Here is an 18933-nt window from a genome sequence, read left to right on the forward strand (position 1 = left end):
GAAGGCGGTGGGTCAGTTGCCTAAAGTGTTGACTGGCACAGCGCCTTCGCGAGCAAGCCCGCTCCCACAAAAAGCCCACAGCTCCCGAACCGGCAGGCATATCCATATGCTGTTTCGATCTAGTTGGCGCCCTGATTAGAAGAGGTCGCTGTGCTAGGATTCCCCGCTCGAACACGGCCCGCTGGCCGTTCATAAGAAAGTTTTCGTGAGTAGCCATGGTCGACAAACTGACGCATCTGAAACAGCTGGAGGCGGAAAGCATCCACATCATCCGCGAGGTGGCCGCCGAGTTCGATAACCCGGTGATGCTGTACTCCATCGGTAAAGACTCCGCCGTGATGCTGCACCTGGCACGCAAGGCGTTCTTCCCCGGCAAGCTGCCGTTTCCGGTGATGCACGTCGACACCCGCTGGAAATTCCAGGAAATGTACAAGTTCCGCGACCGCATGGTCGAGGAATTGGGCCTGGACCTGATCACTCATGTGAACCCGGACGGCGTGGCGCAGGGCATCAACCCGTTCACCCACGGCAGTGCCAAGCACACCGACATCATGAAGACCGAAGGCCTCAAGCAGGCCTTGGACAAGTATGGTTTCGATGCTGCGTTCGGCGGTGCCCGTCGCGATGAAGAGAAATCCCGCGCCAAGGAGCGCGTGTACTCGTTCCGTGACAGCAAGCACCGCTGGGACCCGAAGAACCAGCGCCCGGAGCTGTGGAACGTCTACAACGGCAAGGTCAACAAGGGCGAGTCGATCCGCGTCTTCCCGCTGTCGAACTGGACCGAACTGGACATCTGGCAGTACATCTACCTCGAAGGCATCCCGATCGTGCCGCTGTACTTCGCCGCCGAGCGTGAAGTGATCGAGAAGAACGGCACGCTGATCATGATCGACGACGAGCGCATCCTCGAGCACCTGTCCGACGAAGACAAAGCCCGTATCGTCAAGAAGAAAGTGCGTTTCCGTACCCTTGGCTGCTACCCGTTGACGGGCGCGGTGGAGTCCGAGGCCGAAAGCCTGACGGACATCATCCAGGAAATGCTCCTGACGCGAACTTCCGAGCGCCAGGGCCGGGTCATCGACCACGATGGCGCAGGCTCGATGGAAGATAAAAAACGTCAAGGTTATTTCTAAGGGGCTGTCATGTCGCATCAATCTGATTTGATCAGCGAGGACATCCTCGCCTACCTGGGCCAGCACGAGCGTAAAGAGCTGCTGCGCTTTTTGACCTGCGGTAACGTCGACGACGGCAAGAGCACCCTGATCGGGCGCCTGCTGCACGACTCCAAGATGATCTACGAAGATCACCTGGAAGCCATCACCCGCGATTCGAAGAAAGTTGGCACTACCGGTGACGATATCGACCTGGCGTTGCTGGTCGACGGCCTGCAGGCCGAGCGCGAACAAGGCATCACCATCGATGTCGCGTACCGCTATTTTTCCACCGCCAAGCGCAAATTCATCATCGCCGATACCCCCGGCCATGAGCAGTACACCCGCAACATGGCCACCGGTGCTTCCACCTGTGACCTGGCGATCATCCTGGTCGACGCCCGCTACGGCGTGCAGACCCAGACCCGTCGCCACAGCTTCATCGCCTCGTTGCTGGGCATCAAGCACATCGTCGTGGCCATCAACAAGATGGACCTCAAGGACTTCGACCAGGGCGTGTTCGAGTCGATCAAGGCCGACTACCTGAAGTTCGCCGAAGGCTTGAAGATGAAGCCCACCAGCATGCACTTCGTGCCGATGTCCGCCCTCAAGGGCGACAACGTGGTGAACAAATCCGAGCGTTCGCCGTGGTACACCGGCCAATCGCTGATGGAAATCCTCGAGACCGTGGAAGTGGCGGGCGACCGCAACTTCACCGACCTGCGTTTCCCGGTGCAGTACGTCAACCGTCCGAACCTGAACTTCCGCGGTTTCGCCGGCACCCTCGCCAGCGGCATCGTGCACAAGGGCGACGAAGTGGTGGTGCTGCCGTCGGGCAAGAGCAGCCGCGTGAAATCCATCGTCACCTTCGAAGGCGAGCTGGAACACGCCGGTCCAGGCCAGGCGGTGACGCTGACCATGGAAGACGAGATCGACATCTCCCGTGGCGACCTGCTGGTGCATGCCGACAACGTGCCGCCGGTCACCGACAGCTTCGAAGCGATGCTGGTGTGGATGGCCGAAGAGCCGATGCTGCCGGGCAAGAAATATGACATCAAGCGTGCCACCAGCTACGTGCCGGGCTCGATAGCCAGCATCGTCAACAAGGTCGATGTGAACACCTTGGAAGAAGGTCCGGCCAGCGCGTTGCAGCTCAATGAAATCGGCAAGGTGAGGATCGCCCTGGATGCGCCGATTGCCCTGGACGGTTACGAGAGCAACCGCACCACTGGCGCGTTCATCGTCATCGATCGCCTGACCAACGGCACGGTCGGCGCCGGCATGATCGTCGCCCAGCCGCTGACCCATGGCAGCAGCACGCACCATGGCAAACTGGCCCATGTGTCGGTGGAAGAACGCACCCAGCGCTTCGGCCAGCAGCCGGCGACGGTCTTGTTCAGTGGCCTGTCGGGCGCTGGCAAGAGCACGCTGGCCTATGCGGTCGAGCGCAAGTTGTTCGACTCGGGCCGTGCGGTCTTTGTCCTCGATGGCCAGAACCTGCGTCATGACCTGAACAAGGGCTTGCCGCAGGATCGTGCCGGGCGGACCGAGAACTGGCGCCGTGCGGCGCATGTCGCTCGTCAGTTCAACGAAGCGGGCCTGCTGACCTTGGCCGCGTTCGTTGCCCCGAGTGCCGAAGGGCGCGAGCAGGCCAAGGACCTGATCGGCCGTGAGCGTCTGCTGACCGTCTACGTCCAGGCCTCGCCAACGGTGTGTGCCCAGCGCGATCCGCAAGGGCTCTATGCCGCGGCCGGTGACAACATCCCGGGCGAGTCCTTCCCGTATGACGTGCCGCTGGATGCCGACCTGGTGATCGACACCCAGGCGCTGACCCTGGAAGAAAGCGTCAAGCAGGTGCTGGATCTGCTGCGCAAGCGTGGGGCGATCTGACGATCGGCGCTGTAAATGAAAAGCCCGCAGGTGAGTGATCATCTGCGGGCTTTTTTATTTCCAGAGACAACTCGGTCAACTGTGGGAGCGGGCTTGCTCGCGAAGGCGGCGGAACATCCAACATCTTCATGAGCTGATATACCGCTTTCGCGAGCAAGCCCGCTCCCACAAGGGAAGATCAGTGCTGGTTGGGGTATTCGCGATGCATCTGCGCAAGCAACGCATCCTTGTCCTGCCACAACTGGTTGATCCAGCCCTGGAACTCCAGGCGATAGGCACCGTCCTGGTCGTAGCTTTTACCAATGAACTGCGGCGGGATCGCCAGCTCCTGGCAATGCACCACGACCTCGCCAACGTTGCCGCAGAGCAAATCCCAATACCCAGGACGTCCGCCCGGGTAATGGATGGTCACGTTGATGATCGACTCCAATTGTTCGCCCATGGCATCGAGCACAAACGCGATGCCACCGGCCTTGGGCTTGAGCAGGTAGCGAAACGGTGACTGCTGCTGGGCGTGCTTGCCTTCGGTAAAGCGCGTGCCTTCGACGAAGTTGAAGATGCCCACGGGGTTGTCGCGAAACTTCGCGCAGGTCTTGCGGGTGGTTTCCAGGTCCTTGCCTTTCTTTTCCGGATGCTTTTCCAGGTAAGCCTTGGAGTAGCGCTTCATGAAGGGGAAACCCAGGGCCCACCAGGCCAGGCCGATCACCGGCACCCAGATCAGCTCTTGCTTGAGGAAAAACTTCAACGGCCGGATGCGCCGGTTCAGCACGTACTGCAACACCATGATGTCGACCCAGCTCTGGTGGTTGCTGGTGATCAGGTACGAGTGCTGGTAATCCAGGCCCTCCAAGCCGCTGAAGTGCCAGCGGGTACGCCGCACCAGGTTCATCCAGGCCTTGTTGTTGCTGATCCAGGCTTCATGGATGTGGCTCATCAGCCAGTCGGTGAAGCGCTGGGCGGCTGGGAAGGGCTGCACCAGCTTGAAGATCGCCACGATGAACAGCGGTGTGCAGCAGGCGATGGTGTTCAGGGCCAACAGCAGCGAAGCAATGACACCGCGCAAAGGGGCAGGCAGGAAGTCCAGCATTTAAATATCCAAAGGTCGGTTGGCGGCTTGGATCGCAGTCAGGGCGATGGTGTACACGATGTCGTCGACCTGGGCGCCACGGGGCAAGTCATTCACCGGTTTGCGCAAGCCTTGCAGCATCGGCCCGAGGCTGACGCAATCGGCGCTGCGCTGCACGGCTTTGTGGGTGGTGTTGCCGGTGTTGAGGTCCGGGAAGATGAACACCGTCGCCCGGCCGGCCACTTGGCTGTTGGGCGCCAGTTGCCGGGCCACGGTTTCGTTGGCGGCGGCGTCGTATTGCAGCGGACCGTCGATCAGCAGGCCGTGCTGGGCTTCGTGGGCCAGCAGGGTGGCTTCGCGGACTTTTTCCACTTCTTCGCCACTGGCCGACTCGCCGCTGGAATAGCTGAGCATCGCCACCCGTGGGGTGATGCCGAACGCGGCGGCCGAGTCGGCGCTTTGCAGGGCGATTTCCGCCAGCTCCGAAGCGCTGGGGTGCGGGTTCATCACGCAGTCGCCGTAGACCAGCACTTCTTCGGGGAACAGCATGAAAAACACCGAGGACACCAGCGAGCAGCCTGGCGCGGTCTTGATCAGCTGCAAGGCTGGGCGGATGGTGTTGGCGGTGGAGTGGATGACCCCGGAGACCAGTCCGTCGACTTCATCCAAGGCCAGCATCATGGTGCCGATGACCACGGTGTCTTCCAGTTGCTGCTCGGCCATCGGTGCGTTCAGGCTCTTGCTCTTGCGCAACCGCACCATCGGCTCGACGTAGCGCTCGCGGATCGAGTCCGGATCGAGAATCTCCAGCCCTGGCGGCAGTTCGATGCCTTGGGCGCGGGCCACCGCCTCGACGTCGGCCGGCTTGGCCAGCAACACGCACCGGGCGATGCCCCGGGCCTGGCAGATGGCGGCGGCCTGGACGGTCAGCGGTTCGCTGCCTTCGGGCAATACGATGCGTTTGTTGGCGGCCTGGGCGCGCTGGATCAACTGATAGCGGAACACCGCCGGCGACAGGCGCATTTCCCGCGGCGTGCCGCAGCGCTGGTGCAACCATTTGGCGTCCAGGTGGCTGGCGACAAAGTCGGTGATGATCTCCGCACGTTCGCGGTCATCGATGGGAATTTCCTTGTTCAGGCCGTTGAGCAGGTTGGCGGTGTCGTAGGAGCCGGTGCTCACCGACAACACCGGCAACCCCGCCTGCAAGGCACCGCGACACAAGTCCATGATGCGCGGGTCGGGCAGGGTGTCGCTGGTCAGCAGCAGGCCGGCCAGCGGCACGCCGTTGATCGCCGCCAGGCTCACGGCAAGGATGATGTCGTCGCGATCGCCAGGCGTCACCACCAGCACGCCGGGCTTGAGCAGTTCCACGGTGTTGCGCATGGTGCGGGCGCAAATGATGATGTTGCTCATGCGCCGGGTTTCGTAGTCGCCGGCATTGAGCACCTGCGCGCCCATCAGGTCGGCCACGTCGCGGGTGCGCGGGGCATTGAGTTCGGGGCGAAACGGCAGGCACCCGAGCAGGCGGAAATCGCCGCTGCGCAACAGGGGCGAGTGCTCCTTGAGCCGTGCGGAAAACGCTTCCATGCTTTCGTCGGTGCGGACCTTGTTCAGGATCACCCCGAGGACTTTCGGGTCCTTCGGCCCGCCGAACAACTGCGCTTGCAACTCCACCCGCCCGGAAAGCTCGGTCAGCACTTCGTTTTCCGGTGCCGACACCAGGATGACCTCGGCGTCGAGGCTCTTGGCCAGGTGCAGGTTGACCCGGGCGGCGTAGCTGGCGTTGCGGGTCGGGACCATGCCCTCGACGACCAGCACGTCCTTGCCAATGGCTGCTTGCTGGTAAAGGGTGATGATTTCTTCCAGCAGCTCATCGAGCTGGCCATCGCCGAGCATGCGCTCCACATGAGCCAGGCCCAGGGGTTGCGGAGGCTTGAGACCATGGGTGCGGGCCACCAGCTCGGTGGAGCGCTCCGGCCCGGTGTCGCCGGGATGCGGCTGGGCAATAGGTTTGAAAAAGCCGACTTTCAGCCCGGCCCGTTCAAGGGTACGCACCAGCCCGAGGCTGATGGAGGTCAGACCCACACCAAAATCGGTGGGCGCGATAAAAAAAGTTTGCATGCGAATTCTCTAAGGGGGAATGGCGCGACCTATGACTGGTCGTCTACCCACGATTCAGTCGCCAAGGTTATCGCTAACCGGGCCTTGAGCGCACCAGCCGCAATCAAAGGGCTGGCCTATTTTTCCAATACGTTGCGCAGGGTCCAGCACCCAGGCCCGAGACTGCCACGGCGGTTGGTGACGCAGGTGCTGGGTGTGGCCACAGGACAGCTCGGCCACCCAGTGTCCATCATCGTCCTGATGGAAACCGGTGACCGTCGGTCTGTTCGAGCTAGCCCGTTTGTCCGGGTTCCGTTCGCTTTCGGGCAAATCCTTGTTTAGACTTGTCCGTTCTTCATTCTTATGCAAAAGGTCTCGCCCCATGCTGATCGCCGCCAATAAGGCTGTCTCCATCGACTATACCCTGACCAACGACGCTGGTGAGGTCATCGACAGCTCTGCCGGCGGCGCTCCGCTGGTCTACCTGCAAGGCGCGGGTAATATCATTCCAGGCCTGGAAAAGGCCCTGGAAGGCAAAGCCGTCGGTGACGAACTGAAAGTGGCCGTTGAGCCGGAAGACGCCTATGGCGAATATTCCGCTGAACTGGTCAGCACCTTGAGCCGTAGCATGTTCGAAGGCGTGGATGAGCTGGAAGTGGGCATGCAGTTCCATGCTTCGGCGCCCGATGGCCAGATGCAGATCGTCACCATCCGCGATCTGGAAGGCGACGACGTCACCGTTGACGGCAACCACCCGTTGGCCGGTCAGCGCTTGAACTTCCAAGTCAAGATCGTTGACATCCGTGACGCCAGCCAGGAAGAAATCGCCCATGGTCACGTCCATGGTGAAGGCGGCCATCACCATTGATTTCTGCGCTACGCTCAAGTTGACTGGAGAGGCGCCCTATGGCGCCTTTTTAGTCGCTGCTGTTAGCATCACCCATGGCTGTTTCGCAAAGATCCGCAAACCTGGAGTTCGTCATGAGTGCTTTCCACGACCTTAAATTGAAAGCCCTGGATGGTCAGGAGCTTCCTCTGGCGCCTTTCAAGGGGCAAGTCGTGCTGGTGGTCAACGTCGCCTCCAAATGTGGCCTTACGCCTCAGTACGCGGCGCTGGAAAATCTCTATCAGCAATACAAGGACAAGGGCTTCAGCGTGCTGGGCCTGCCCTGCAATCAGTTCGCCGGGCAAGAGCCGGGGACCGAGCAGGAAATCCAGGAGTTCTGCAGCCTCAACTATGGCGTGACGTTCCCGCTGTCCAGCAAGCTGGACGTGAATGGTCATGATCGTCATCAGTTGTACCGCCTGCTGGCGGGCGAAGGGGCCGAGTTTCCCGGGGACATCACCTGGAACTTCGAAAAATTCCTGCTCGGCAAGGACGGCAGGGTACTGGCGCGTTTCTCACCGCGCACGGCGCCGGATGATCCTTCCGTGATCCAGGCGATCGAAAAAGCGCTGGCTTGATCCCAATAATGTATGGCGGTCCCTTTGTGGCGAGGGAGCTTGCTCCCGCTGGGCTGCGAAGCGGCCCTGGCTTTTTTGCGGTCGCTGCGCAACCGAGCGGGAGCAAGCTCCCTCGCCACAGGGGATGTGCTTGAGGCTGTGGTACTCAGCGCTCCCTTTTGATCCTTGATCATTCAAATCAATAGTGCTGTCCAGCACTCCCCATGCTCCATATTATCGTCGTCATATCCGACCTGTGACTTCGTCCCGTGGAGTGCCCCATGCCTGTAAAAGCCCTGTTCAAACCCTTCCACCTCGGCGCGTTCGAGTTGCCGACCCGGGTGGTGATGGCGCCGATGACCCGTTCCTTTTCGCCGGGCGGCGTACCAAACACCAAGGTGATCGAGTACTACCGACGTCGCGCGGCGGCCGGGGTCGGCCTGATCATCACCGAGGGCACGACGGTCGGGCACAAGGCCTCCAACGGCTACCCGAACGTGCCGCATTTCTACGGCGATGCAGCGTTGGCCGGCTGGAAGCAGGTGGTCGATGCGGTGCATGCCGAAGGCGGCAAGATCGTTCCACAGTTGTGGCACGTGGGCAGCGTGCGCCGCATCGGCACCGAGCCGGACGCCAGCGTGCCGGGTTACGGTCCGACCGAAAAGCTCAAGGACGGCCAGGTGGTGGTCCACGGCATGACCCAGGCGGACATCGACGATGTCATCGCAGCCTTCGCCCAAGCGGCAAAGGACGCCCAGGGCATCGGCATGGACGGGGTGGAAATCCACGGTGCCCACGGTTACCTGGTGGACCAGTTCTTCTGGGAAGGCAGCAACCAGCGCACCGACGGCTACGGCGGCAGCCTGGCCAACCGTTCGCGCTTTGCGATCGAACTGATCCGTGCCGTGCGCGCGGCGGTGGGCGAGGGCTTCCCGATCATTTTCCGCTTCTCCCAATGGAAACAGCAGGATTACACCGCGCGCCTGGTGCAGACGCCTGAAGCCTTGGGCGAATTCCTCAAGCCCTTGTCCGAAGCGGGCGTGGATATTTTCCACTGTTCGACGCGACGTTTCTGGGAGCCGGAATTCGAAGGCTCCGAGCTGAACCTGGCCGGCTGGACCCGCAAGCTCACCGGCAAGCCCACCATCACCGTCGGCAGCGTCGGCCTGGATGGCGAGTTCCTGCAGTTCATGGTCAACACCGACAAAGTCGCGCAACCGGCCAGCCTGGAAAAGCTGCTGGAGCGCTTGAACAACGATGAGTTCGACCTGGTGGCGGTGGGACGTGCGCTGTTGGTGGATCCGGACTGGGCGCAAAAAGTCCGTGAAGGGCGGGAGCAGGAGATCTTGCCGTTCAGTCGCGAGGCGTTGATGACCTTGGTTTAAGCGTGTCTGATCCGGCGCCATCGCGAGCAGGCTCGCTCCCACAATGGATCTCGGCTGAACGCAAACTTTGTGCGCGCTGAAGATCAAAATGTGGGAGCGAGCCTGCTCGCGATGACGATTTCAGTATCACCGAACAATCAGCGCACCGTCGGCGCAGCAGGCATCACCTGCTCCCCGACACAAACCCCGCGCAACTGCGCCTCGAATTGCTCGATCACCGACGCCCATCCCTGGCGACTGGCATGCTGGCGCGCATTGAGTCGCACGCAACGCAAGGTCTCGCGCTCTTCCAGCAGCCAACGGGCGGCATCGCAGAACGCCTCTTCATCCCCCGGCATCGCCAGCACGCCGTTGTAGCCGTGGCGAATATGTTGCGCCGCGGCGGCCTGGTCGTAGGCCACCACCCCCAGCCCGGACGCCAGCGCCTCCAGCACCACATTGCCGAAGGTTTCGGTCAGGCTCGGAAAGACAAACACATCCCCGGACGCATAGTGGCTGGCCAGCGCCTCGCCGCGTTGCGAGCCGCAAAAGATCGCCTCGGGCAATGCCTGCTCCAACGCGGACCGCTGCGGGCCGTCGCCGACCACCACCAGTTTCATCCGGCGCCCCGGGAAAGCGCTGCACAGTGTGTCGAAACTGCGCTTGAGCAGCCCGAGGTTTTTCTCCGGCGCCAGGCGTCCGACATGGATCACGGCGATGTCGTCATCGCCCAGGCCCCACGCTTCGCGCAGGCTCGCCGAGCGCTTGATTGGATGGAACAGTTGGCTGTCGACGCCGCGGGACAACAACGCCACCCGCTCGAAATGGCGTCGCTCCAATTCCAGGCGTTGGCTGAGACTGGGCACCAGGGTCAGGCTGGAGCGGTTGTGAAACCAGCGCAGGTAATGGGTGAGCCCGCGACTCAACAGCCCGAGGCCGTACTGTTGGGTGTATTGCTGGAAATTGGTGTGGAAACCACTGACCACCGAGATGCCCAGGCGACGCGCCGCCCGCAGCGCCGACAAACCCAGCGGCCCTTCCGTGGCGATGTACAGCACGTCCGGACGATGGCGTTTCCAGCGCCGGAGCAGTTTGTGCATCGACACCTGGCCCCATTGCAAACCTGGATAACCCGGCAGCGGCCAGCCCCGGCACAGCAGCAGTTGGTCGTCACTGGCTTGGCGCGGGTCGTCGGCCTGGCGAGGTCGTATCAGCTCGACCTGATGCCCGCGGGCGCGCAAGCCGTCGTACAGGCGGCCCAAGGTATTGGCCACGCCGTTGATTTCCGGCGGGAAGGTTTCGGTGATCAGGGTAATGTGCAGGGGTGTGGTCATGACCCCAGTGTCGACCGGAGCCATTTCGCCATTGTGACGCCTGGATGATGGATTTGTGACCGGCTCAGCCTTGCCGGGCCAACGCGGTCTCGGCGCCTTGCTCGCGCACCCAGAACAACGTCGCCCCGGCCACCGCCGCCGGCATCATCAGGATGTTCACCACCGGGATCAGCAGCACCAGATAGACGCTGCCGCCAAAGCCCAGGCTCTGCCAGCGTTTTTCCCGCAGCCAGGCGAGCATTTCGTTCCAGCCCAGCTTGTGGTTGTCTGCCGGGTAGTCGATGTACTGGATCGCCATCATCCACACGCCGAACAGCAGCCACAGTGGCGCCGCCACCAGATTGACCACGGGGATGAACGACAGCACGAACAACCCCAGGGCGCGGGGCAAAAAATAGCCCAGCTTGCGGGCTTCCCGGCCGAGCGTCCGAGGGATCATGGCGATCAACTCGGCCCAGCTGAAGGCCGGGAAATCGTCGGTGCCACGGATGACCACCTCGACCTTTTCCGCGAGAAAACCGTTGAACGGCGCCGCGATGATGTTGGCGAGCATGGTGAAGGTGAAGAACACCATCAGCACGACGAGCACCACGAACAATGGCCAGAGAACATAGCTGAGGAAACTCAACCATTCCGGCAGCGACGGCATCAGCGTATCGACCCACAGGCTGAACTGATGGCCGGCCAGGTAGATCAATCCGACGAACAGCACCAGGTTGATCGCCAGGGGCAAGAGGACGAACAGGCGCAGGCCCGGGCTCAAGACCAGCTTGAGGCCTTCTCGCAGATATTGCGGGCCGGACAGGACGGGGGCGGGCATAGGTGGCTCCGAGCGAAGATGAACGCGCCGACCTTACCGGCTTTGCCCCGCCCGGGAAAGCGGCGACATGGCGTGTAACAACGTTTCTTGAGGCGAAGGCGCCTATTAAAAGGACCGCCGGGGATAGAGCTCACCTATGAGCTGGATTGTTAAACCGTATTTCCTTAATCTTCGCTCCCTCGATACGCTGCACCCATTCTTTTCCAGGACTGTCGAACCGAAGCCTTCCCCAAGTGCGTCAACGGTCCTTTTTTATTCGCGCCGCTCACCCGGCGTTCCGGCCCGCAAGGTCCGGTCAACAGGAGCAGGTCATGTCTGAAGTGCGTCATTCGCGAGTGATTATCCTTGGTTCCGGCCCTGCCGGTTACAGCGCTGCGGTCTATGCCGCCCGTGCCAACCTCAAGCCGCTGCTGATCACCGGCATGCAGGCCGGCGGTCAATTGACCACCACCACCGAAGTCGACAACTGGCCGGGCGACGTCCACGGCCTGACCGGCCCGGCCCTGATGGAGCGCATGAAGGAACACGCCGAGCGCTTCGAGACCGAGATCGTCTTCGATCACATCAATGCCGTGGATTTCGCCGCCAAGCCGTACACCTTGACCGGCGACAGCGCGACCTACACATGTGATGCCCTGATCATCGCCACCGGCGCCAGCGCTCGTTACCTGGGCCTGCCGTCGGAAGAAACGTTCATGGGCAAAGGTGTTTCGGCCTGCGCCACCTGCGACGGCTTCTTCTACCGCAACAAGCCAGTGGCTGTGGTCGGTGGTGGCAATACCGCCGTCGAGGAAGCCCTGTACCTGGCCAACATCGCCAGCACGGTCACCTTGATCCACCGTCGCGAAACCTTCCGCGCCGAGAAGATCCTGATCGACAAGCTCAACGCCCGCGTCGCCGAAGGCAAGATCATCCTCAAGCTCAACGCGACCCTGGACGAAGTGCTGGGCGACAACATGGGCGTGACCGGTGCCCGCCTGAAGAACAATGACGGCAGCTTTGACGAGATCACAGTGGACGGCGTTTTCATCGCCATCGGCCACACCCCGAACACCTCGTTGTTCGAAGGCCAACTGGAACTCAAGGACGGCTACCTGGTAGTCAAGGGCGGCCGCGACGGCAACGCCACCGCCACCAGTGTCGAAGGCATCTTCGCGGCCGGCGACGTGGCCGACCACGTCTACCGCCAGGCGATCACCTCGGCCGGTGCCGGTTGCATGGCAGCCCTGGACACCGAGCGTTATCTGGATGGCCTGCAGAACGCTTCGTTCTGATTCATCGGGTACAAAAAAACCGGCTTCGGCCGGTTTTTTTGTGCCTGGATATCTGCCGGTGGACCCTGTGGGAGCGGGCTTGCTCGCGAAGGCGGTGTTCCAGTCGACATCGATGCTAACTGACACACCGCCTTCGCGAGCAAGCCCGCTCCCACAAGTCCTCTGTTTGGTCAGAAGATCGATTGTCAGGCCAACTGCGCCAGGCACGCCTCCAAAATATCCAAACCCTCTTTCAGCACCGCCGGTTCGGTCGTCAACGGCGCCAGCAGCCGGATGATGTGCCGCGATTTGCCGCTGGGCATCAGCAGCAGGCCCGCTTCCCGCGCCAGGGCCAGCAGTTGCGTCAGTTGCGCCGAGGCCGGAGTGCCGTCGGCGTGGGCCAGTTCGATGCCGCGCATTGCGCCGACGCCGGTCAGTCGGTCCATAAAAGTATAAGTCCTGAGGCGGCTATAATGACCATTCCAAGAATTTGCAGAGGATCTGGAATGTGTGCAAAAAATATGATGCCGAATCCATTTGCCGAAACTATTTCTATATAACTAATAGGCGCTAACGTGCTTACCGGCGCTAAACGATAATTATGTCGAAGATGGGAGGGATCCGACCCTCTCTCATTAGTCTTCCAGGGGAGGCGCTGTGATGACGAACCGCCGAAGGAACACGTGTGCGTTCGTTCTCTAAGTATATTGTTTCTGTGATATGTCGGCCGCCAAGTATAATTAATATATCGTCTCCTAATAGTCTCTTGGCTAATTTGGCGCACTCGATCGCTCCTGGCATACAGAGGGTCATAGTTCCGAGCAACAGAAGATTGGGCCGTGTTGATAAGATAAGCGTCTCGAATCGGTCCATGTCATCGAGAGAGTACATGAGAAGGAAATACTTTCTAATTTCTTTCCGAGAAACCGCCCAGTTACTGTCCGCCCAAGATCCAGTTTTTTTCTGTGCCAAATTTGCGGCGTAGCGGCAAGCATTGAATAGGCTGGCGGGATCGGTGCTATTGAGCGCATGTTCGGATTTGGTCCCGCTGATCCAATCAGGAGCGGAAACTGCAAGCGCTCGAATCCGGGGCTGTGGATCAAGGACTGTGGAAGACGGCGGAGGCCGTCGGCTGAATTGTAGGTCTTCTTTTACAGGTCGCTGTTCCATTGCGTTCCCCAAAGCCTTCCAAGGCCCTCATAGCCTCGGAACCAATCAGGGGATGTTGTCATGAAATGGATATTGGATACAATGGCCAATAAACCAAGGAGGATCTGTTATGGCTGCAATGGCTCTAGGACTGGTGTTTGGGGGCAGAAGCCCTGAGCATGACGTATCGTTGTTATCCGCGAAGAGGATCTATGGGGCGTTATTGGAGCTTGGTTGCGAGGTGCATTGCATCGGCATAGACAGGTCGGGAATCTGGCGTTATCACAACGTCTCTGATTCTTTTCCGAGGGCTGTGGACGGTTCGGCACCTGTCGTTTCAATTAGGCTTGGGTATCCCATAATATTTTACGAGGACACGCGCTCGGGTGAGGTGTGCGAGGTCAAGCTCGATTTGTTATTTCCCGCCTTGCACGGCCCGTGGGGTGAGGATGGAACGATACAGGGCTTGGCTGCTATGTCGAATTTGCGGTGTGTTGGATCGTCTACGTTGGGATCTGCTATCGCGATGGACAAAGATATTACCAAGCGGTTATTGAGAGCCGAGGGTATCGCCATTACTCCTTACATTGCATGTGTGCAGCGGATGCCGCCATGGGATGAGGTTGTTGCCAAATTAGGCGGTAGCATATATGTCAAGCCTGCATCGCAGGGGTCGTCCATCGGAGTCCAACGTATTATCAATGCAGATAAATATGAACTTGCCTTCGCAGAAGCGGCAAGTCTTGATGATAAAGTTCTTTTGGAAACTGAGATACGCGGTCGAGAGATCGAATGCGGTATTCTTCAAGTTGATGGCAAGTTGATTGCTTCGGAACCAGGCGAAATAATTCCCCTCGGTCCACACATCTATTATGATTACGTCGCCAAATATGCAGATAAAAATGGGGCGCGATTGTGTATACCCGCTGTGTTAAGTGAGAAAACTAAGATGAGTATCCAGGCGCTCTCGAAACGTGCTTTCAAGTGTCTCGGTCTCAGCTCTTTCGCAAGAATCGACTTTTTTTTAACCGAAGATGAGGAGATCATTCTCAATGAAGCTAATAGTCTTCCTGGATTTACGGATGTAAGTATGTATCCGCAGATGTTTGGCCACTCCGGCTATTCCCTAACTGGTTTAATAGAGAAGATCTTGGACGGCGCAGTAGGGCCCGCCCGCTCTGTTTTTCATTATGGTCAGGGTTTTTGACGCGACTTTAAAAAAGATACGACTGTCTTTTGGGAGTTGGAAATATGGCTCTTTAGACTTTTTACAGCCCCGATCTGATCACCTACCGCGCAGGCTTCAGTGAGCATTTTATATTCCCGTACAGACTGTGTCTGATGATCAAGGTCTATTAAGATAAATTGTAAATAACGCTCAACCGAATCCTGGAGGGATTTTATTAAGGATTGGAGCCGTGGACGTTGAACTGGCTGAAATAGCACAGCAAAAAATTGTTGGTTCAAAGCCCTGAGCTGATCAAGATCAGCCGACTCCATGTCTTGGATAATACTGTTAAGCTCGGCAATTCGCTCTTCTTTAATACTCCCAAATGCGAGCTTCAGCGCGGTGCATTCGGCCATAATGCGCATGTCGTAAATTTCGATGATGTCATCAATGGTCATCGTTGCAACGGTAGCCCCCTTGTGGGGCTCATAGACGACTAGTCCTTCAGCTTCCAACTGCCGAATTGCATCTCGTATCGGCATCCGGCTGAGGCCAAATTTAGCTGCCAGATCGTCCTGCCGTAACGGGGTACCTTCGGCGATAGCACCCGTTAAGATGCCCTGTCGCAGCACGTCTACCACGTAAGACATTGCGGTCTTGTAGCGATGCTTGTCTGGAACAACAAAGCTATCAAGTGAGCCAGTCAACAGGACCTCCGAATCAGCTGTACGAAAGGCTATTAAGGTATCAGATTTTTCCTACAGGGCTCAAATTTTAAATGCCTCGGTGGGCCTTCATAAGAGACACAAGAGCCTGCATACATGCGACCATTTGCGATCTATGAAATAAGTTTCGAAGGTTACGGCAATTACTGAAAAATTATAAATTCGCCTACTCGCGGCGAAATTTCTTAATTAGCCATCGCTTCAAATCTCAACGTTTTGATTTTCAGGCCAACTGCGCCAGGCACGCCTCCAAAATATCCAAACCCTCTTCCAGCACCGCCGGTTCGGTCGTCAACGGCGCCAGCAGCCGGATGATGTGCCGCGATTTGCCGCTGGGCATCAGCAGCAGGCCCGCTTCCCGCGCCAGGGCCAGCAGTTGCGTCAGTTGCGCCGAGGCCGGAGTGCCGTCGGCGTGGGCCAGTTCGATGCCGCGCATTGCGCCGACGCCGGTCAGGCGGCCGAGATAGGGCGTCAGCCCGCGACGGCGCCAGGATTCGTAGCGGCTGACGATCGCCTCTTCCTGTTGTGCACCCCAGGCGTTCAGGTTGGCGTCGGTCATTTCGTCCAGGGTCGCCAGTGCGGCGGCGCAGGCAATGGGGTTGCCCGAGTAGGTGCCGCCCAAGCCACCCTTGGGCAGGTTGTCCAGCAGCGCCTTGCGTCCCACCACTGCTCCCAGGGGCACGCCACCGGCAATGCTTTTGCCCAGCAGCACCAGGTCTGGCTCGATGCCCAACCGGGGGAAGGCAAAGCGCTGGCCGGTGCGGCCGAAGCCAGACTGGATCTCATCGACGATCAGCACAATGCCCTTGTCGTCGCAGAACCGCCGCAGCGCCTGGGCGAAGGGCACGTCCATCGCGAGGAAGCCGGCCTCGCCCTGCACCGGCTCGACAATGAAACAGGCCACGTCGTTCACGTCGATCTCGACGCTGAACAGCCGCTCCATGGCCTTCAAAGCCTCATCGCAGGTAATGCCGTTGTCCTGGCTGGGGTACGGCAGGTGATACACCGGCCCGGGCAGTACGCCAACTTTCTGTTTGTAGGGCGCGACCTTGCCGTTGAGGTTGAGGGTCGCCAGGGTGCGGCCGTGAAAGGCGCCGTCGAACGCGATTACGGCGGTGCGGCCCGTGGCACCGCGCACGATCTTCAAGGCATTCTCCGCCGCTTCGGCGCCGCTGTTGGTGAGCATGCCGCTGACGGGATAGCCCAGCGGGATGAACGCCGCCAGACGTTCCATCAACTCAATGTAGGGCGCGTGAGGCGCGGCGTTGAAGGCGTAGTGAGTCAGTCGGGTGGCCTGTTCGCGGATCGCCTCGACGATGCGCGGATGGCAATGGCCCAGGTTCAATACACCGATGCCGCCGACGAAATCGATGTAGCGTCTGCCGTCGGTGTCCCAGACCTCGGCATTCTTGCCGTGGCTGAGGCTGACGGGATGCACGATAGAGATCGATTGGCTGATGGTTTCGCTGCTCATGGAGGACGGCCCGGACGAAGGAGAAATTTCCGTTATCTAAGCCGCGAGCAGAGGGGCCCGGCAAACGAAATAAAGTTGCCGGATCAATCTTAAAAGTTGGGATGTGAGCAGATGCGATCTTGCGAGCACTGTTTGCGTGGCGACGAAGCTTTTGTGGCGAGGGAGCTTGCTCCCGCTCCAGTGCGAAGCGCTGGCCTTGGATCGCGGCGCAGCTACTTTTGTGAGTGCTGCGCACTGGAGCGCCAGCCCGGTCAAGCGGGAGCAAGCTCCCTCGCCACAAAAGCGGGTTTCGACATAGAGGTCGATTGTGGATCAGCGCCGCTGCAGCGGTGGTGCCTCGAATTGCACACCCGCCAGGCCATGGGCTATCAACGCGCGGATATTGCCGTGATCGCTGCCTTCGGGCGTGGACAGCACCGAACGGTAATGTTCGCCAAACGCCAGCAGCGCTTCTTCATCGCTCAAGCCTTCGAGCAGCGCCAGGCCCAGGGTCTTGCACGAACCTTCGTTCTGCCCGGCGGCGTTTTGCACGCCGCCGTTGTTGAAAGCCTGGGGCTGGTAGTCGTAGCCGGCGGCGATAAAGGCCAGGGTGTCGGCGAAGGCATGTTCGCCGCTCTTGAGGTGGGCACGCAGGGTCGCAAGATCAAGCATCGGGTTTTCCTTTGGCGAACGCCGCCTGTTGTTCGGCGCTGGCTTCTTTCTGGTAGAGGGCTTTCCACTCGGCGTACGGCATGCCGTAGACCACTTCGCGGGCGTCGTCGAGGCTGACCTCGACCTGGCGCTCATCGGCGGCGGCCTTGTACCACTTGGACAGGCAGTTGCGGCAGAAGCCGGCGAGGTTCATCAGGTCGATGTTCTGCACATCCTTGCGGCTGTCCAGATGGGCAACCAGCCGACGGAAAGCGGCGGCTTCGAGTTCGAGGCGTTGTTGGTCGTTCATGGGGGTCTCTGCGAGGCAGCTTCAAGGGGCAAGCTTCAAGCTGCAAGAGTGGATTTGCGGTGGTCAGGCTTGAAGCTTACAGCTTGAGGCTTGCAGCTGCTACGAAGTAGCCCGACTTGCCGCGAGCGTAATCGATACGGACTCGGCGAAGCGCAAGGCGTGCGGCTTGTCCACTTCGACTTCGGCGTACAGCACCGACTCATTGGCCATGACCAGATCGAGCAGTTCCTGGGTGAGGCGTTCGAGCAGGGCGAAGCGGTTGCCTTCCACGTGGGCGATGATCGCCTTGGTGATGGTGCGGTAGTTCAGCGCGTGGTCGATGTCGTTGTCGCGCACCGCCTCTTGGGCTGCGTAGAGGATGGTCAGGTTGATCAACACATCCTGCTTGTTGAGGATTTCATCCTCGTTGATGCCGATGAAGGTGCGCAGGCGCAGGTCCTTGACCTTGATACGTGCCATGGCTGGCTGAAGTTGTGGCATTTACTTGCTCCGTCGAATCAATTGCAGGAACTCCTGGCGCGTGGTGCTGGAATCGCGAAAGGCGCCGAGCATCACCGAGGTGTTCATGGTCGAGTTCTGTTTTTCGACACCGCGCATCATCATGCACATGTGCTGGGCCTCGATCACCACCGCCACGCCGGCGGCCTGGGTGACCTGCTGCACCGCGTCGGCGATTTGCCGGGTCAGGTTCTCCTGGATTTGCAGGCGGCGGGCGAACATGTCCACCAACCGGGCGATCTTTGACAGCCCCAAGACCTTGCCGGTAGGAATATAAGCCACATGGGCCTTGCCGATGAAGGGCAACAGGTGATGTTCGCAGAGTGAATAGAGTTCGATGTCGGCGACGATCACCATTTCATCGCTGTCAGAGGCGAACAGCGCGCCGTTGACGATTTGCTCGACGCTTTGTTCATAGCCATGGCAAAGGTACTGCATGGCCTTGGCGGCACGCACCGGGGTATCGAGCAAACCCTCGCGCTCGGGGTTCTCCCCCAGGCCGATGAGGATCTCGCGGTAGTGCTGGGGCAGGGATAGCGTCATGGTGCATCCTCGAAA

The 18933-nt window shown here is 59.8% G+C and carries 18 protein-coding genes and 1 pseudogene; 7 read left to right on the top strand and 12 right to left on the bottom strand.

What is annotated here, in order from left to right; genetic code table 11:
• Positions 1–215 precede the first annotated feature (215 nt).
• Positions 216–1133: a sulfate adenylyltransferase subunit CysD gene (gene cysD, locus HU715_RS17405; protein ID WP_003178041.1), complete on the top strand. Its 918-nt coding sequence runs from the start codon at positions 216–218 to the stop codon at positions 1131–1133.
• A gap of 9 nt (positions 1134–1142) precedes the next feature.
• Positions 1143–3041: a sulfate adenylyltransferase subunit CysN gene (gene cysN, locus HU715_RS17410; protein ID WP_186705037.1), complete on the top strand. Its 1899-nt coding sequence runs from the start codon at positions 1143–1145 to the stop codon at positions 3039–3041.
• 178 nt (positions 3042–3219) lie between these two features.
• On the opposite strand, the gene yihG is transcribed toward cysN, so the two are convergent.
• From yihG to HU715_RS17425, 3 genes are read right to left on the bottom strand one after another with little or no spacing between them, the layout of a single operon-like run.
• A complete protein-coding gene (yihG, locus tag HU715_RS17415) occupies positions 3220–4128 on the bottom strand; it encodes a 1-acylglycerol-3-phosphate O-acyltransferase, YihG family (protein ID WP_186705038.1) in 909 nt (302 codons plus the stop codon).
• Positions 4129–6228 carry a phosphate acetyltransferase gene (gene pta / locus HU715_RS17420; RefSeq protein ID WP_186705039.1) on the bottom strand — a complete coding sequence of 700 codons (2100 nt, stop codon included), beginning with the start codon at positions 6226–6228 and terminating at the stop codon, positions 4129–4131.
• 54 nt (positions 6229–6282) lie between these two features.
• Positions 6283–6621 (bottom strand): DUF3565 domain-containing protein, encoded by a 339-nt coding sequence (locus tag HU715_RS17425; RefSeq protein ID WP_186705040.1) that lies wholly within the window; start codon positions 6619–6621, stop codon positions 6283–6285.
• Between HU715_RS17425 and HU715_RS17430 the strand changes: the two genes are divergently transcribed.
• The 3 genes from HU715_RS17430 (at position 6590) to HU715_RS17440 (ending at position 9035) form a co-directional block, all read left to right on the top strand.
• Positions 6590–7075 carry an FKBP-type peptidyl-prolyl cis-trans isomerase gene (locus tag HU715_RS17430; protein ID WP_018612607.1) on the top strand — a complete coding sequence of 162 codons (486 nt, stop codon included), beginning with the start codon at positions 6590–6592 and terminating at the stop codon, positions 7073–7075. The genes HU715_RS17425 and HU715_RS17430 overlap by 32 nt on opposite strands.
• A gap of 113 nt (positions 7076–7188) precedes the next feature.
• On the top strand, positions 7189–7671 hold the full coding sequence (locus tag HU715_RS17435; protein ID WP_186705041.1) for a glutathione peroxidase: 483 nt from the start codon (positions 7189–7191) through the stop codon (positions 7669–7671).
• Between the two features lie 260 nt (positions 7672–7931).
• Positions 7932–9035 (top strand): NADH:flavin oxidoreductase, encoded by a 1104-nt coding sequence (locus HU715_RS17440; RefSeq protein WP_186705042.1) that lies wholly within the window; start codon positions 7932–7934, stop codon positions 9033–9035.
• 137 nt (positions 9036–9172) lie between these two features.
• Here the strand turns inward: HU715_RS17440 and HU715_RS17445 are convergent, their stop codons facing one another.
• Both HU715_RS17445 and cysZ read right to left on the bottom strand, forming a co-directional pair.
• Positions 9173–10372, bottom strand: coding sequence for a glycosyltransferase family 4 protein (locus tag HU715_RS17445; protein WP_186705043.1), 1200 nt, complete (start codon positions 10370–10372; stop codon positions 9173–9175).
• 40 nt (positions 10373–10412) lie between these two features.
• A complete protein-coding gene (gene cysZ, locus HU715_RS17450) occupies positions 10413–11168 on the bottom strand; it encodes a sulfate transporter CysZ (protein ID WP_053125122.1) in 756 nt (251 codons plus the stop codon).
• A gap of 311 nt (positions 11169–11479) precedes the next feature.
• Between cysZ and trxB the strand changes: the two genes are divergently transcribed.
• The gene (gene trxB, locus HU715_RS17455; RefSeq protein ID WP_186705044.1) at positions 11480–12442 is read left to right on the top strand and encodes a thioredoxin-disulfide reductase; all 963 of its coding nucleotides are present in this window, start codon (positions 11480–11482) and stop codon (positions 12440–12442) included.
• A gap of 185 nt (positions 12443–12627) precedes the next feature.
• On the opposite strand, the pseudogene HU715_RS17460 reads toward trxB, so the two are convergent.
• Positions 12628–12870, bottom strand: a pseudogene (locus HU715_RS17460) (aspartate aminotransferase family protein); the annotation flags it as partial.
• Between the two features lie 830 nt (positions 12871–13700).
• Here HU715_RS17460 and HU715_RS17465 point away from each other — a divergent pair.
• Positions 13701–14777 (top strand): D-alanine--D-alanine ligase family protein, encoded by a 1077-nt coding sequence (locus tag HU715_RS17465; protein ID WP_186705045.1) that lies wholly within the window; start codon positions 13701–13703, stop codon positions 14775–14777.
• Here the strand turns inward: HU715_RS17465 and HU715_RS17470 are convergent.
• The 6 genes from HU715_RS17470 to folE form a co-directional block, all read right to left on the bottom strand.
• A complete protein-coding gene (locus HU715_RS17470; protein WP_225917652.1) occupies positions 14765–15445 on the bottom strand; it encodes a GntR family transcriptional regulator in 681 nt (226 codons plus the stop codon). The two genes, HU715_RS17465 and HU715_RS17470, sit on opposite strands and share 13 nt — an antisense overlap.
• A 241-nt stretch (positions 15446–15686) precedes the next feature.
• A complete protein-coding gene (locus HU715_RS17475) occupies positions 15687–16937 on the bottom strand; it encodes a 2-aminoadipate transaminase (protein WP_186705046.1) in 1251 nt (416 codons plus the stop codon).
• 312 nt (positions 16938–17249) lie between these two features.
• Positions 17250–17588: a HopJ type III effector protein gene (locus tag HU715_RS17480; RefSeq protein ID WP_186705047.1), complete on the bottom strand. Its 339-nt coding sequence runs from the start codon at positions 17586–17588 to the stop codon at positions 17250–17252.
• A complete protein-coding gene (locus HU715_RS17485; protein WP_186705048.1) occupies positions 17581–17877 on the bottom strand; it encodes a DUF1244 domain-containing protein in 297 nt (98 codons plus the stop codon). Before HU715_RS17485 ends, HU715_RS17480 begins: the two co-directional genes overlap by 8 nt.
• Before the next feature lie 99 nt (positions 17878–17976).
• The gene (gene folX / locus HU715_RS17490) at positions 17977–18357 is read right to left on the bottom strand and encodes a dihydroneopterin triphosphate 2'-epimerase (RefSeq protein ID WP_025211888.1); all 381 of its coding nucleotides are present in this window, start codon (positions 18355–18357) and stop codon (positions 17977–17979) included.
• Positions 18358–18918 (bottom strand): GTP cyclohydrolase I FolE, encoded by a 561-nt coding sequence (gene folE / locus HU715_RS17495; RefSeq protein WP_186705049.1) that lies wholly within the window; start codon positions 18916–18918, stop codon positions 18358–18360.
• Between the last annotated feature and the right edge of the window lie 15 nt (positions 18919–18933).

This window comes from Pseudomonas zanjanensis (assembly GCF_014268745.2).
Lineage (GTDB): Bacteria > Pseudomonadota > Gammaproteobacteria > Pseudomonadales > Pseudomonadaceae > Aquipseudomonas > Aquipseudomonas zanjanensis.

Bases quoted from the DNA above. Each gene is read 5' to 3' on its own strand.
- cysD (WP_003178041.1), top strand. From the start codon at position 216: ATGGTCGACAAACTGACGCATCTGAAACAGCTGGAGGCGGAAAGCATC.
- cysN (WP_186705037.1), top strand. From the start codon at position 1,143: ATGTCGCATCAATCTGATTTGATCAGCGAGGACATCCTCGCCTACCTG.
- yihG (WP_186705038.1), bottom strand. From the start codon at position 4,128: ATGCTGGACTTCCTGCCTGCCCCTTTGCGCGGTGTCATTGCTTCGCTG.
- pta (WP_186705039.1), bottom strand. From the start codon at position 6,228: ATGCAAACTTTTTTTATCGCGCCCACCGATTTTGGTGTGGGTCTGACC.
- HU715_RS17430 (WP_018612607.1), top strand. From the start codon at position 6,590: ATGCTGATCGCCGCCAATAAGGCTGTCTCCATCGACTATACCCTGACC.
- HU715_RS17425 (WP_186705040.1), bottom strand. From the start codon at position 6,621: ATGGAGACAGCCTTATTGGCGGCGATCAGCATGGGGCGAGACCTTTTG.
- HU715_RS17435 (WP_186705041.1), top strand. From the start codon at position 7,189: ATGAGTGCTTTCCACGACCTTAAATTGAAAGCCCTGGATGGTCAGGAG.
- HU715_RS17440 (WP_186705042.1), top strand. From the start codon at position 7,932: ATGCCTGTAAAAGCCCTGTTCAAACCCTTCCACCTCGGCGCGTTCGAG.
- HU715_RS17445 (WP_186705043.1), bottom strand. From the start codon at position 10,372: ATGGCTCCGGTCGACACTGGGGTCATGACCACACCCCTGCACATTACC.
- cysZ (WP_053125122.1), bottom strand. From the start codon at position 11,168: ATGCCCGCCCCCGTCCTGTCCGGCCCGCAATATCTGCGAGAAGGCCTC.
- trxB (WP_186705044.1), top strand. From the start codon at position 11,480: ATGTCTGAAGTGCGTCATTCGCGAGTGATTATCCTTGGTTCCGGCCCT.
- HU715_RS17465 (WP_186705045.1), top strand. From the start codon at position 13,701: ATGGCTGCAATGGCTCTAGGACTGGTGTTTGGGGGCAGAAGCCCTGAG.
- HU715_RS17475 (WP_186705046.1), bottom strand. From the start codon at position 16,937: ATGAGCAGCGAAACCATCAGCCAATCGATCTCTATCGTGCATCCCGTC.
- HU715_RS17480 (WP_186705047.1), bottom strand. From the start codon at position 17,588: ATGCTTGATCTTGCGACCCTGCGTGCCCACCTCAAGAGCGGCGAACAT.
- HU715_RS17485 (WP_186705048.1), bottom strand. From the start codon at position 17,877: ATGAACGACCAACAACGCCTCGAACTCGAAGCCGCCGCTTTCCGTCGG.
- folX (WP_025211888.1), bottom strand. From the start codon at position 18,357: ATGCCACAACTTCAGCCAGCCATGGCACGTATCAAGGTCAAGGACCTG.
- folE (WP_186705049.1), bottom strand. From the start codon at position 18,918: ATGACGCTATCCCTGCCCCAGCACTACCGCGAGATCCTCATCGGCCTG.